Origin of the sequence: Colwellia sp. BRX8-5 (assembly GCF_014077325.1) — a bacterium.
GTDB lineage: Bacteria > Pseudomonadota > Gammaproteobacteria > Enterobacterales > Alteromonadaceae > Colwellia_A.
This window is the reverse complement of the sequence record NZ_JACGVR010000003.1, coordinates 50228-64335: the sequence shown is the minus strand read 5'-3', so window position 1 is coordinate 64335 and position 14108 is coordinate 50228. Positions and strand designations below refer to the sequence as shown.

General features: G+C 37.8%; 9 protein-coding genes. 8 read left to right on the top strand and 1 reads right to left on the bottom strand.

The genetic code is table 11. From position 1 onward, the window contains the following. Nucleotides 1-61 precede the first annotated feature (61 nt). The 8 genes from H4J62_RS20615 to H4J62_RS03060 all read left to right on the top strand — a co-directional run bounded on the left by H4J62_RS20615 (nt 62) and on the right by H4J62_RS03060 (nt 10307). Nucleotides 62-1240 (top strand): MOSC N-terminal beta barrel domain-containing protein, encoded by a 1179-nt coding sequence (locus tag H4J62_RS20615; RefSeq protein WP_182213793.1) that lies wholly within the window; start codon nt 62-64, stop codon nt 1238-1240. A 498-nt stretch (nt 1241-1738) separates the two neighbouring features. Beyond that, a complete protein-coding gene (locus tag H4J62_RS03090; RefSeq protein ID WP_182213795.1) occupies nt 1739-2974 on the top strand; it encodes an alginate export family protein in 1236 nt (411 codons plus the stop codon). Between the two features lie 195 nt (nt 2975-3169). Beyond that, nucleotides 3170-3754 carry an aminodeoxychorismate/anthranilate synthase component II gene (locus H4J62_RS03085; protein WP_070375702.1) on the top strand — a complete coding sequence of 195 codons (585 nt, stop codon included), beginning with the start codon at nt 3170-3172 and terminating at the stop codon, nt 3752-3754. A 115-nt stretch (nt 3755-3869) separates the two neighbouring features. Then, nucleotides 3870-5015, top strand: coding sequence for an HDOD domain-containing protein (locus H4J62_RS03080; protein WP_182169190.1), 1146 nt, complete (start codon nt 3870-3872; stop codon nt 5013-5015). A 335-nt stretch (nt 5016-5350) separates the two neighbouring features. Beyond that, on the top strand, nt 5351-6565 hold the full coding sequence (locus H4J62_RS03075; protein WP_070375700.1) for an aspartate aminotransferase family protein: 1215 nt from the start codon (nt 5351-5353) through the stop codon (nt 6563-6565). Nucleotides 6566-6670: 105 nt separating this feature from the next. After that, nucleotides 6671-7687: an arginine N-succinyltransferase gene (gene astA / locus H4J62_RS03070; RefSeq protein ID WP_182213797.1), complete on the top strand. Its 1017-nt coding sequence runs from the start codon at nt 6671-6673 to the stop codon at nt 7685-7687. A gap of 124 nt (nt 7688-7811) precedes the next feature. Then, nucleotides 7812-9281, top strand: a complete 1470-nt coding sequence (gene astD / locus H4J62_RS03065; protein WP_182213798.1) for a succinylglutamate-semialdehyde dehydrogenase — start codon at nt 7812-7814, stop codon at nt 9279-9281. Nucleotides 9282-9485: 204 nt separating this feature from the next. Next, a complete protein-coding gene (locus tag H4J62_RS03060) occupies nt 9486-10307 on the top strand; it encodes a DUF1338 domain-containing protein (protein ID WP_182213800.1) in 822 nt (273 codons plus the stop codon). 495 nt (nt 10308-10802) lie between these two features. Here H4J62_RS03060 and H4J62_RS03055 read toward each other — a convergent pair whose 3' ends face one another. Beyond that, nucleotides 10803-13769, bottom strand: a complete 2967-nt coding sequence (locus tag H4J62_RS03055) for a TonB-dependent receptor (protein ID WP_182213801.1) — start codon at nt 13767-13769, stop codon at nt 10803-10805. Nucleotides 13770-14108 lie beyond the last annotated feature (339 nt).

The window sequence follows — 14108 nt, the reverse complement described above, 5'->3', positions numbered from 1 at the left end:
CATTGCAATGCCTTGTTAATTTAGTAAGTATGCATAGCCATACTAAATTAAAGGATGCGACGTGCGATCACCTTCACTACAATCACTTCATATTTACCCGATTAAATCGGCTGCTGGTATTTCATTATCGACTAGTTGGGTTGATGACTTGGGCTTGAGCCTTGACCGCCGTTTTGTCATAACAGATAAAAATGGCCAATTTATAACCGCTCGCACTGAACCAACACTTTGCCTTATTAAGGTTAATTTATCTGCACAGGGCTTAATATTAACCGCTCCAGATATGCCAGCGCTGCATCTACTTTATCAAGAATTGTCACCCATTTATAAAAAAGTAACGGTATGGCAAGATGAAATACAAGCACAGTATGGCCATGAAAATTTTGATTTATGGTTCAGCCAATTCCTAAAAAAACCTTGCCAGCTTCTTTATTTTGGTAAAAAATCACAGCGTTTAGTTAGCAAAAGTCATAAAAAAATTGCCTTTGCTGACGGTTATCCACTATTGCTTACCTCTCAAGCCTCACTCGATGATTTAAATAACCGGCTAACTCAACAATCAATCCCTGCGATTACCATGAAACAATTCAGACCTAATATTGTGGCTAACCTCTGCGATGCCTACGCCGAAGACACTTGGCAGCATATTCGTATTGGCGAGGTTGAATTTGAAGTAACTAAGCCTTGTTCACGTTGTATTTTCACTACAGTGAACCCTAACAATGCCGAAAATCATCCACAGCAAGAACCGCTAACAACCTTAATAAACTACCGACAAGTGGCCAGTGGAGATGTGATGTTTGGGCAAAATTTAATTGCGCTTAATCAAGGAAGTATTCAGCAAGGTGATGAAATTGTTATTTTAAAGAAGCAAAATCCACCTATATTTATTGCCAAACCAACAAAAAAAACAGCTAACAAAAAAACGACTGCACAAGCCAGTGTTAACAAGGAGCCAAAAAAAATGCGTAAAGGAAAAGTTAATTTAAACTTTGAGTCATGGAACAAAAACGTTATTGGCAACACAAAAGACTCTATTTTAGAACAAGGTGAATCAGCAGGAATGCTACTTCCCTATTCATGTCGTGGTGGCATGTGTGGTCGTTGTAAAATAAAACTAATAGATGGTGATGTTAAACAATTAGCTAACGACGGTTTAAGTGACGATGAGAAAGAACAAGGCTTTGTTTTAGCTTGTAGCTCAGTGCCACAATCAGACTTAGTGTTAGCAAAAAGATAATAAGCAACCGCTTTTATTGAAAAATAATTCCCGATAAACCTTTGATACATATATCGTAACGTGACTAAAGTGAACGGCAATTGATACCGTTCTCTTTTTAACGACTATCCATTTTTTTATAACTCACCTTGTATGAACAAGCGTTGATAAGCAGATATGCTTTACTTTAGCGCTGAGATAATTCAATCCTCTTTACTATATTTTATCTGCTATGTATTTAGCATTTTATCATTCTACTTTTAATCCGCTCTAACAGTATCAAGCTAATGTTTGATGTAAATCAACAATAAAACAGCTGCATCATTAGACAAAATCACAACTTGATTTAAATCAAACTTTGCATTTTGGCAAAGTGACAAAATCAGCCCATTAATTAGTTCTCAAGAAATAAACATTAAACCATATTAAATAACGCCACTGTGTGTGACCTCCTTGTTTGGTCGCAATAACGTGTGTCGAGCCGAAAGATACATACATAAAATAGATAGGATATACACGATGAAATTTACGAAAACAAAATTATCACTGGCTTTAATTACCGGTTCTATTATTTCTGCGCCTTTTGCAATGGCAGACGATGCGGCATTCAATTCAGGTATTAAAAAAGCACTAACAGACAGTAAAGTAAATGTGAGCTTACGCGCCCGCTATGAAGGTGTCGATGAAGACGGTGCAAATGGCACCACAGATAAAGATGCAACAGCGTTAACAATAAAGTCTCGTCTAACCCTACAAACAGGCAATTATAAAAAATGGTCGTTAGGCCTTGAGGTTGATAATGTAACCGCCATTGTTGATGATTATAATGACTTAACCTTTGATTACTCTGGCAGTGATGCTGTCGTTGCTGACCCTGAAATAACCGACGTTAACCAGGCTTTTTTACAATACAATAGCGAAAAAGTTAAATTAACAGCAGGTCGCCAACGTATTTTACATAATAATCAGCGTTTTATTGGTGGTGTTGGCTGGCGTCAAAATGAACAAACCTATGACGGTTACCGTATTGAATATACCGCAAGCGCTGCACTTTCCCTCGATTACAGCTACATCTATAACGCAAACCGCATTTTTGGCGATGACAAAAAAGGTGACGATCTTTCAGGTGCTTTTCATTTTGCGAATGCTGCCTACAAAATTAATACCGAACACAAAATATCAGCATTTGCCTATGTATTAGACTTTGATAGAGCACATGCAATGTCTTCAAGCACCTTCGGCGCTCTTTACAATGGTAAATTTGGCGCGGTAAGTGTTAACTTAAGTGCAGCAATGCAAAGCGACGTTGGTGATAACCCCGTAAATTACGATGCTAACTACTACAATGCTGAGATAGCCACTGACTTAGGTCAAGTTACATTATTAGCAGGCATTGAGGTTTTAGGCAGTGATAACGCTAAAGCAGCATTTAGTACACCTTTTGCGACCTTACATAAATTCCAAGGTTTTTCAGATAAATTCTTAAATACGGGTAGCAGTACTGGTATGCCAAATGGTGTTGAAGATACATACATTACCGTTAAAACAAAATTGGCTGGAGTTAAGTTAGCGGCAACATTCCATGACCTAGCGGCAAATGAAGGCAATATAGACTATGGTACAGAATTAGATCTTGTCGCCGCCTATACCTTTAAAAAGGATTACGACTTACTGGTAAAATTTGCCCGTTACAGTGCTGATGAATTGAGTACGGATACCAGCAAACTATGGATACAAGTTGCAACTAAGTTCTAGAAACTTACGCTTGAACATCATCTTAATTAAAGGCTGTTACGTAAGTATCAGCCTTTTTTATGTGGGGTGTCTGTTATGTTATTAAAAAACCAACAAAAACAACAACAAAGCAGCAAAGTAGAAATATATAATGAATTGTCAATGATGAGCGATTAGAATAGCCGCGTTTATTATCTTCCTACCCAAGGGACTATTTTGTTATTAATGCTCGACAATTACGACTCTTTTACTTTTAATTTAGTACATTACTTCCAAGCATTAGGGCAAGAGGTCGTCGTTGCACGAAATGACCGAATAACTTTAGCTGAAATTAGGGTACTATCACCCCAGTATATTGTTATTTCTCCAGGTCCATGTTCTCCAAATGAAGCGGGATTATCATTAGAGATAGTTAAACACTTTGCCGGTAAAGTGCCAATTTTAGGTGTTTGTTTAGGTCATCAGTGTATTGCACAACACTTTGGTGCAAGTATTGAAAAAGCACTTGTCGTGATGCATGGGAAAACAAGTAGAATAAAACATAACGAAAGTGGCTTATTCCATCAATTAAATAACCCTTTAACTGTGACACGCTATCATTCATTAATTGTTAATAAAGACACTTTGCCTGATTGCCTTGAAGTAACGGCTTGGAGCAAAGATGAACAGGGTAAAAACAATGAAATTATGGCCTTAGCCCATAAAACATTGCCTATTGTAGGTGTACAATTTCATCCTGAATCGATTTTAACGGAACAAGGCATGATGTTACTGAAGAACTTTATTACTCACTGCAAATAAAACAAAAAAATTAGCGTCAGGCGATCACTCTCATTTGTCATCATTCATACTTTTGTGTATGTCGCCGATAAAGACTATTCAAGTTCAACTTTATTGGAAAACACCCTATTAGCTCATGCAGATATTTGAAAACAACGACCTAGTCGCCCCAATATATAAAAGAGCGATGAGCTTAATGATCAGTAAAGGCTTTGCTGAAAAGCAAAGTGGAAAAGTGTCTGTTGCTGTCCATCAAAACAGCGAACAAGCTAATCGCCGCAGAGAATTACTTGCGGTTGAAGAAGAAGCAAATAAAAATAAAATCATTCAGGCCCACGGAGAAAGTTTCTTTACTGAGCAAGTCATGGCTAAATTTTTTACCCATGTGACAACTGAAGTAAACAAAAAATTTGATAACAAAGAAAACCTCTACAACAAAATATTAAAAATTGAAGATGCCATTCCCAGTATTATGGAAATACTGTCAGTGCGCGCCGCTTCGATTAATCGTATTATTCCTTTAGCTAAATCATTACCTTGGTTAGCAAATGAGCTAATTAATCTGGTCAATAAACCACAGTATCGTAAACGGGCCGATGTCCAAGTTACTGACGCAAGTTTAGCATTAAGTTATATCGGCTTAGACAATTTAAAGTTAGTCATGCCAACCTTTATGCTCAAACATTGGTTACCTAATAGCACGGCTCCTTACACGTTAATGAAAAGAAAACTTTGGAATGACAGTTTGGCTGTTGCCATGTCTTCCTCAGTATTGGCTAAAAAAGCAGGTATGGATGAATTTTCGGCTTTTGCTGCTGGCATGTTTAGTCACCTAGGACTAATCGCTGTTTCTCGCTGCTTTTTAACCACTTACAGTGAGTTACATACCGCAGAATTAAAAGCTGCTTACGAGAATAAAGATAAAAAACTTCATGATACATTAGTTGCCTTTGACGCTTCACCAGACTTATTAATCGAACAGCTAATAACACGCAGTAGCAAGATATCAGCAGATTTAGTGGAGTTGATGCGTCTAGACCGCTTGCAAATTACCGAAGCTATATTTGATCTTGCCTACACAGAAACATTAGAAAAAATGTGCCCACTAGCGCAAATAGTCACCAAAGCAAAAGCGTATGTTGCTTTTAGAAGCTTAGCTAAAGATGATTTAATCAGTAATGATGAAGCTAAGTTACTGTTAACAACAGTACGAATCACACCACAAGAAATCAATTTATTAAAGAAAAGCGACATTGATCACATAAAATTAAATTTTAAATAATTTTTGATTAATTATGAAAAGTTTACCTATTGTTAATAACCCACTGTGTTCGTTACCTCACGAGCAATTCCGTTAGTAAGCCTATAAAACTCTCTTTATATAGTTATGCATCTATACTGAATAAAACATGGCAAGCCTTTGTTTTATAAGGTCTGCAGTCATTTTGAGCAAGACAGTACTTGTTTTCTCTGTCATACTTAGCGCCTAATTTTTAGCTTCATCATTTTTATGTCTGCTGAAAAATAAACTAATATAAGGTTTTTACCTGCTGAGCTATTTTGCGGTAATGCCAAGATACACTGCACAGCAGTGTTTAATAACTTGAGGTGTGAACAATGACTAACCATTTTCCTGTAGACCGTAAATTATTTGATGACGTAATGGTACCTAACTATGCGCCGTCAACGGTAATCCCTGTACGTGGTAAAGGCTCTCGTGTTTGGGATCAACAAGACCGTGAATTTATTGATTTTGCTGGCGGTATTGCGGTTAACTGTTTAGGCCATTGTCACCCAGCATTGGTTGGCGCATTAAAAGACCAAGCTGATAAAATTTGGCACTTATCTAACGTAATGACGAATGAACCCGCTTTACGTTTAGCTAAAAAAATGGTTGATCATACTTTTGCAGATAAAGTTTACTTTGCCAACTCGGGCGCTGAAGCAAATGAAGCAGCCCTTAAATTAGCTCGTCGCTGGGCACTTGATGTTCATGGCGCAGGCAAAACACAAATTATTGCATTTAATCAAGGTTTTCACGGCCGTACTTTCTTTACCGTTACTGTCGGTGGACAAAAAGCTTATTCAGATGGTTTTGGCCCTAAGCCTGGTGATATAGATCACGTTGACTACAACGACCTAGAAGCACTAAAAGCAATTATGTCTGATAAAACTTGTGCCATAATGATTGAACCATTACAAGGTGAAGGCGGTTTAGTTTCTCCTACACAAGAGTTCATTGAAGGTGTGCGTGAACTTTGTGATCAACATAACGCTTTACTAATCTTTGATGAAGTACAGACAGGTGTTGGCCGTACTGGCGACTTATATGCTTATATGGGTCTAAATGTTGTACCTGATATTTTAACAACCGCAAAAGCATTAGGTGGTGGTTTTCCAATCGGCGCGATGATAACAACAACCGAACTTGCTAAACACCTTAAAATAGGTACTCACGGTAGTACTTATGGTGGTAACCCATTAGCCTGTGCTGTAGCTGAAGCTGCATTTGATACGGTTAATACGCCAGAAATTTTAAATGGTGTAAAAGAAAAAGCAAAACGCTACGTTGCAGGTTTAAACGCAATTAATGCTAAGCATAAAGTATTTAAAGAAATTCGTGGTAAAGGCTTGTTAATTGGTGCGGTACTAACCGAGCAGTATCATGGCAAAGCAAAAGACTTTTTAAACGCTGCTTTAGAAGAAGGTGTTATGACCTTAGTTGCTGGCGCAAACATTATTCGTTTTGCTCCTTCATTAGTTATTCCAGATGCTGATATCGATGAAGGCTTAGCGCGTTTTGAAAAAGCTGTTGCTAAACTAGCAAAATAGTCATTGTTAAATTACCTTAATAAAACAATTACACCGTTGAAATTGTAGTTATTTTTCTAAAATGACTGCAATTTCATTTTTCTTTGTAAAAAATGAGATCTTTCTATGATTATTATACGCCCTATTCAAGCGAGCGATTATGACTCTTTACATCGTATTGCGATAGAATCAGGACACGGTTTTACATCACTACCTGTCAATGAAGGCTTATTAAAGCAACGTATCGCTCATTCTGAGTATTCTTTCGATAAAGATGTGTCGCACCCGTCTAGCGAAGGTTATCTGTTTGTAATGGAAGATACTGACACGGGTCAGGTTGTTGGTACAAGTGGTATTGAAGCCGCTGTAGGTTTAGAAGATGCTTTTTACCATTATCATTTAGGTAAAGTCGTCCATAATTCTCGTGAGTTAGGCATTTATAATACCGTAGAAACATTGTCACTGTGTAATGACTACACGGGTGCATCTGAAATTTGTACTTTGTTTTTGGGTGAGAGTCACCGAAAAAATAAAAATGGCCGTTTTTTGTCTCGTTGTCGCTTTTTGTTTATGGCTGAACATCACGAGCGCTTTGCAGACACAGTTATCGCTGAGATGCGTGGTATATCTGATGAAGAAGGACGATCTCCTTTTTGGAATTGGTTAGAAGAGCATTTCTTTTCGATGGACTTTCCAACAGCCGATTACTTAACCGGTATTGGTAAAAAAGTCTTTATCGCTGAGTTAATGCCAAAGCATCCTATCTATGTCAGTTTATTAAGCAAAGATGCACAAAAAGTGATTAACGAAGTTCATCCTAAGACATTACCTGCCTTGCGATTATTAGAAGCCGAAGGTTTTGCCCGCCGAGGATACGTTGACATCTTTGATGGTGGCCCCACGGTTGAAGCACAAACAGCCAAAGTAAAAACAATTCGAAATAGTGGCAAGTATCAAGTCATTATTGGTGAGACAGATGATAAAGCTAATTTTATTATTTGTAACACGAAAGTTGCAGGTTTTAGAGCTGTTCAAGCAAAGGTATCGCTAAGAGCAACTGCTGAACAGGTGTTGATGTCAGACGATATCGCTAAAGCACTGCATGTAAATGAAGGTGATTTTGTACGCTTAGTTCGCAATTAACGTAAACCTTGATTCTCTAAGCAATCATTTTATTTCACTGAGCAGCGCGCAGTGAAATAATAATTAGTTCATTAGGTGGGTTTTTATGTCACCTGGTAACGTCGTAAAGTATAAGGACAGAAAAATGTCAAAAGCAATACAATTAATTAATGGTCAGTGGCAAGCAGGTTTAGGTCACGATGTTAGCTCGTTAAACCCCGCAAGAAACACAGTTATTTGGCAGGGAAAGTCTGCTTCTAAAGAACAAGTTGATATTGCGGTAAAAAGTGCGAGAGCGGCGTTTGAGTCATGGGCAGACATGAGTCTTGAAGCTCGTATTGCTATTGCTGAAAACTTTGCTGTGCTTCTTGGTGAGAACAAAGAAAATCTGGCAATAACTATTGCAGAAGAAACAGGTAAGCCTCTTTGGGAAACCCTTACAGAAGTTGGCGCCATGATGGGTAAAATAGCGATTTCTGTCAAAGCAAACAATGAGCGAACGGGTACTGTTGAAAACCCAATGCCTGGCGCAAAAGCAATGATACGTCATAAGCCTCATGGTGTTGTTGCCATTTTCGGTCCTTACAACTTCCCTGGTCATTTACCTAACGGACATATTGTTCCTGCATTAATAGCGGGTAACACAGTTGTATTTAAACCAAGTGAATTAACACCAAAAGTTGCTGAAGAAACCTTAAAACTTTGGTTACAGGCGGGTTTACCAAACGGTGTCATAAATCTCGTACAAGGTGAAGTTGAAACAGGCAAAGCGCTTGCTTCACATCCACAAATCGATGGTTTGTTTTTTACCGGTAGTTCAAATACTGGCCATTTATTACATGAACAATTTGGCGGCCAACCGGGTAAGATTTTAGCTTTAGAAATGGGTGGAAATAACCCACTAATCGTTAAAGATATTAGCGATGTTAAAGCGGTAGTACATGATATTATTCAATCAGCCTTTGTTACTACAGGACAGCGTTGTACCTGTTCAAGACGCTTATTTATTGAAGCAGGCGAACAAGGTGATGCTATTATCGCTAAGCTTATTGAAGCGACAAAAGCGATTAAAATAGGTTATTTTGACGATGAAGAACAACCTTTTATCGGTTCAATGATTTCTGAAAAAGCAGCGTTAAGTCTTGTTGCTGCACAGCAACAGTTACTAGATTTAGGTGCACAATCATTAGTTGAAATGAAGCATTTAGAAGCAGGTACTGGTTTTATTTCTCCGGGTATTGTTGATGTAACATCGATTAAAGCTATGCCTGATGATGAGCATTTTGGTCCATTATTAAAAGTATACCGTTACACAGATTTCGACGCGGCGATCAATGAAGCAAACAACACTTCATTTGGTTTGTCTGCTGGCCTATTAAGTGACAGCGAAGATTTATACAACCACTTCTTCCGTAGAATACGTGCAGGTATTGTTAATTGGAATAAACCAATTACAGGCGCAAGTAGTGCGGCTCCATTTGGTGGTATTGGCGCAAGTGGTAACCATAGAGCAAGTGCATTCTATGCAGCTGATTACTGTGCTTACCCAGTAGCCTCTGTTGAAGCACCTAAAGTGTCATTACCAGCAACATTAAGCCCAGGCTTGAGTATTTAGGCACACTTACAGTAATGTACGCTAATAAGTTAATAATCAAAGCTGGGCTTCGTCCCAGCTTTTTTAAGAATATAGATCAAATCTAGCCATTCAGCCTGAATAGTTAGCAGTGACACGCATTCTCATAAATCCTTTTAAAATGAACGCCTCTCTTTAACTATTCATTAGTCACTAATTTTACCTACTCCTACTACGGATATTTACATGACAAATATTAATTCAATTCAACACCAGCAAGTTACTGACTTGTTTACTAACATTTGGCAAAACTATATTGAAGTTACGCCTTCTGCCGATAAAATTCATCATTTACTCAGCTCAGGAGGCGATTTAATCAACGATCATGTTGCTTATCGAACCTTTGATAGTGCGAAGGTAAATTTAGATAAATTAGCCGCGATCTTAATAGCGCTAGGTTATAAATATTCTGGTGAATATGACTTTTCAAGCAAAAAACTTAATGCAAAACATTTTGAACACAGTGATGCGAGCTTGCCAAAAGTTTTTATCAGTGAATTACGCGTCAAAGAATTCTCAGTTAATGTTCAAAACATTATCGAAAAAATGGTTAGTGCTATAGACGATGAGAAGGTTGCACAGAGTAGTTTCTTGTATTCTGGTACACATTGGCAAGTAAGCAAAGCAGAGTACCAAACTTTGTTAGCAGAGAGTGAATATGCCGCTTGGGTGGCTGCTTGGGGATACCGTGCAAACCACTTTACTGTCAGTATCAATCACCTAGATAACTTTTCGACTATTGAAGAGGTAAATATCGCCGTTAAAGCAGGTGGGTTTTTATTAAACACGACCGGCGGTGAAATCAAAGGCGACTCAATCGTTAAACTTGAACAATCGTCAACCATGGCAGATAAAGCTATTGTTAAATTCTCAGATGGAGAAGCAGAAATCCCTAGCTGTTTTTATGAATTTGCTAAGCGATACCCATTAGATTCTGGCGAGCTATATGCTGGTTTTGTTGCGGCTTCTGCAGATAAGATATTTGAAAGTACCAACGTAGCAGCCTAATTGTTGTTCAACAACCCATCAATGGGCTAGGTTATAGCGAGCAGAAATAAAGCCCTGCTCGCTAAATTTTTACAACAATAACATTACTTTGCATAGTCCTCCCTTTTACTCCATGACATTAGTCACATTACCGATTACAAATATCAAACACCTTTCATTGGTGCTCAGCCTTTCTATTTTGGCACTGAAATCGGATCCTTTGGTTCGAATAAGAACTTATCCTTTTCCTATATTATGATTAGTTTTTCCTGAACTAGTATTTAAAGCATCGCTGACGACTGAAAGGGATTAACCCTTACTATTTATTCTCTGCTATTTATAGGTAAGCGTTTCATTTAACGCCCTCTAATTTTTAATGTCTGGCATTTACCCTTATATAAATACAGCAAACGTTAAAGTTCAGTGAACAATAAATATCGCTTGTTAAATATTAACCATAAAAAAACCCGCTAAGTAGCGGGTTTTTTAACAACTAAATTATTGTTTAAACAATTTTTAGAAGCGGATTGAAGCGCTTAAACGAACATAACGTGGAGTCTGCCAGTTCTGTGCTAAGCCGTAAGTTGGGCTAACAAAGTAGTTACCTGAACCGTCTTCATTGAAATCAGTTCTAGATTCATCATCATAAATCTCGTCGAATTCAGATGCTGTATCATTGTTAAATACGTTGAAAACATCTGCACGAAGATTTAAGTCAAAGTCTTCAAATTCAATGTCGTAACTAGCCGTTAAATCAAGGTTCCAAAGAGAATCTGTTGTACCTTCTGAACCACGTTTAGCTAATTGACCGCCTTTGTAGAAAGACTCTGAACCATATGCCTGAGCAAATATATCAGTTGGGTGAATACCAAATGCACTTCTTGGCTTACCTGCTTGCCATGAGAAGTTTGCACCAATATTCAAGTCATCAGTAACTTGGTAAGAACCAAATACTTTAACTGAATGACGACGGTCATTTGGTAAGTTACCATCACCACCATCTAATAAACCAGGTTGGTCAAAGTTAGTTGTTAAACCAGCGTCATCTTGACCGTTGTCTGAACGAACTAAACCTTCGTTGTTACCCCAGCTATGTGACCAAGTGTAAGTACCAGTTAACATCCATTTGCCATCCCACTCTTTGTTAACAGTTACGTCAACAGCAGCATATTTACGGATAGCTTCAGGGTAGTTTAAGTCAGATGCAGGAATAGTGTATTCTTGATTAGCTAAAGGACCAGCATCACCATCAGGGTCAGTTGTTACAGTAATGTCTGTACCTGGGTTAGTTAGTACATAGTAATGGAAACCTGTACATTCAGTACAAGCTGAACCGAATTCACGATTAACATATTCATTAAAACCAAAATCGATTGCAACATCTTCAATAGTTGTTGCTAGTTCACGGTAAGTACCTTGAACTGCCATGCTCCATTCGTCATTTAACTGGAACTGGTAACCGGCAATGAATTCATCTGAATACATAGGGTCGATGCTTGAATCAACGATTGCGCCTGCTTCTGGAACATCACCGTTTGAGAATACATCTTGAGGACGACCAGTGTAAGTACCACCAGTTAGGTTAGGAACTTCTAACCCATCGCTGCTCATTCCGTCGTAGTTGTAGTAATCTTGAACATAAGTTTCAGCACCGGCTAAACGAATGTTAGTGTTAGCAGCGATTGGAAGATAGTAACGACCGTAGCTTGCCCATATTTTAGACTCGCCATCGCCCATAACATCGTATACAGCGCCTAAACGTAATGCCCATTGGTTTTCAAGTTTAATGAAAGATTCACCAATACCATTCTTGTTTTCAAATGAATCGTTACGAATACCAGCATTAATAACTAGATCGTCTGTAGCTTGCCATTGATCTTGAATGTAGTATGCAAAGTTTTCTGATTCAAAAGAACCACCGCTGCTGTATGTACGGTGACGTACATAATCAATCGTAGTATCATCTTCACCGATTACGTATAAGTAGTAAGCGCCACCAGAGTTAATTGTTTGTTGGTTTGCCGTTAGTGATTCTTTATCAACACCAAAACGTATTTCATGATCACCTAAGTACCAATCAGCATCGATACGAACAACTTGACGCTGATCATCACCTTCACCAATGCTAAAGTTAGCAAAGTTACCACCAGGAACAAACGCTCCTGTTCTAGTGAAGTTACGGTAAATAGCTGGGTTAGCATCTAAAACACTACCAGCTGTACGGTCTGTTTCATTGATACCGTATTGAACTGATACTGAAAAATCGTCAGTAATAATAGACGTTAATTTAGCTGTGTAGTTCAAACCACCATTGTCTTCAAAACTTTCTTTTGGTTCAGCACCAGTAGAACCAATATAATCAGTTCTCAATGTAGTTGTAGTACTTTGATCAGAGAAAGCTGAGATTTCAAGGATATTGTTTTCAGTAATATACCAATCTACTTTTGCACCCCAGAAAGAATCATCATCTTTTTGTGAGTATAAACTTTGTGCAATACCATCTGGAGTAGAAGCTTGTCCACCGTTGTATTCAAATTCATCGCTACGCGGGCTGTATAGTGCGTAATAGAAAAGAGTATCTTCGATGATAGCGCCACTTGCCCATAAGTTAACTTCGTAGAAGTCATTCTCATCGCCAGTGTTATCAATACGTAAAGTACCGTCATCACGTTTTTGTGATTGCTTATCTTCTCTTAAAGCATCTGGTTCGTAGTAAACATTTACGCCAGCTTTAAATTCGTTTGAACCACTTTTAGTTTTTGCGTTAATTACGCCACCAGTAGCACGACCAAATTCAGCCGAGTAACCACCAGTTTTAACTTCAAATGTATCATACATTTCAAATGGTGGTTGACTAGAACCAACACCTGTACGGAAGTTAGTAATGTTAAGACCATTCACATAGTAAGCATTTTCAGCTACAGATGCACCACCAATAGATGGGTTGTTACCAAAAGCAGAATCACCTTTAGTTGTACCCGGTGCTAATAAAGCAACACCAGTGAAATCACGTGCAACAGGTACTCTATCAAGAGTTAAAGTATCAACAACGATACCTGTGCTTGAACTTGTGATATCAACCATAGCAATAGCTGAACCAGTAACTTCAATACGCTCAATATCATCAGCAGCTAGAGTCATGTTAAGGCTAACTTTACCGCCCATACCAACTTTAACATCTTTTTGAGCTGTGATTTGGAAGCCATCTTTCATTGCTGTAATGTCATACATTCCAGGAGGAAGAAGCGGGAAGCGGAAAGAACCTTCGCTATCAGAAACAACAGAGCGGGTTAAACCAGTTTCTTTGTTTACAATTTTAATTGTAACTGAACCAAGAACTTGACCACTTTGGCTAATAGAACTACCAGTAATATAACCTGTTGTGTTATTTGCCATTGCAGGCATTGCTGCACTCAATGACATCGCTACTGCTACAGCAGTAATTGATTGTTTAAAGCTACGCTTTAAATTAGAATTTTTCATATTAGTGTTTCTCTCTGGACTTATAGTTTAAATATTTATTGTTTTAAATTCTTTGAATATTTCAACAAATTGTTACATTAGGTAACAATATCCATTAATTCTGCCTGAATATAGAAATATTACAACCCCTATTACAAAAATGTTTTTGAACTTTTTTATTAGTACCTAACCAACTGTTTACCAATGAAATAATCAACCTATTAACCAAACCATATCCAAATATGTATCGATTTATAGACGCTACAAACAAAAAAAAAGCCTTTTTGTAACTTTTTTGTAAAAATATTTTATACAAAATATCCGTATTAATTGAAATATTCCAAATATCAGTAATCAAAT

Excerpts from the sequence above, each read along its gene's own strand:
- H4J62_RS03090 (WP_182213795.1), top strand. The coding sequence starts at position 1,739 with ATGAAATTTACGAAAACAAAATTATCACTGGCTTTAATTACCGGTTCT.
- H4J62_RS03080 (WP_182169190.1), top strand. The coding sequence starts at position 3,870 with ATGCAGATATTTGAAAACAACGACCTAGTCGCCCCAATATATAAAAGA.
- H4J62_RS03075 (WP_070375700.1), top strand. The coding sequence starts at position 5,351 with ATGACTAACCATTTTCCTGTAGACCGTAAATTATTTGATGACGTAATG.
- astA (WP_182213797.1), top strand. The coding sequence starts at position 6,671 with ATGATTATTATACGCCCTATTCAAGCGAGCGATTATGACTCTTTACAT.
- astD (WP_182213798.1), top strand. The coding sequence starts at position 7,812 with ATGTCAAAAGCAATACAATTAATTAATGGTCAGTGGCAAGCAGGTTTA.
- H4J62_RS03060 (WP_182213800.1), top strand. The coding sequence starts at position 9,486 with ATGACAAATATTAATTCAATTCAACACCAGCAAGTTACTGACTTGTTT.
- H4J62_RS03055 (WP_182213801.1), bottom strand. The coding sequence starts at position 13,769 with ATGAAAAATTCTAATTTAAAGCGTAGCTTTAAACAATCAATTACTGCT.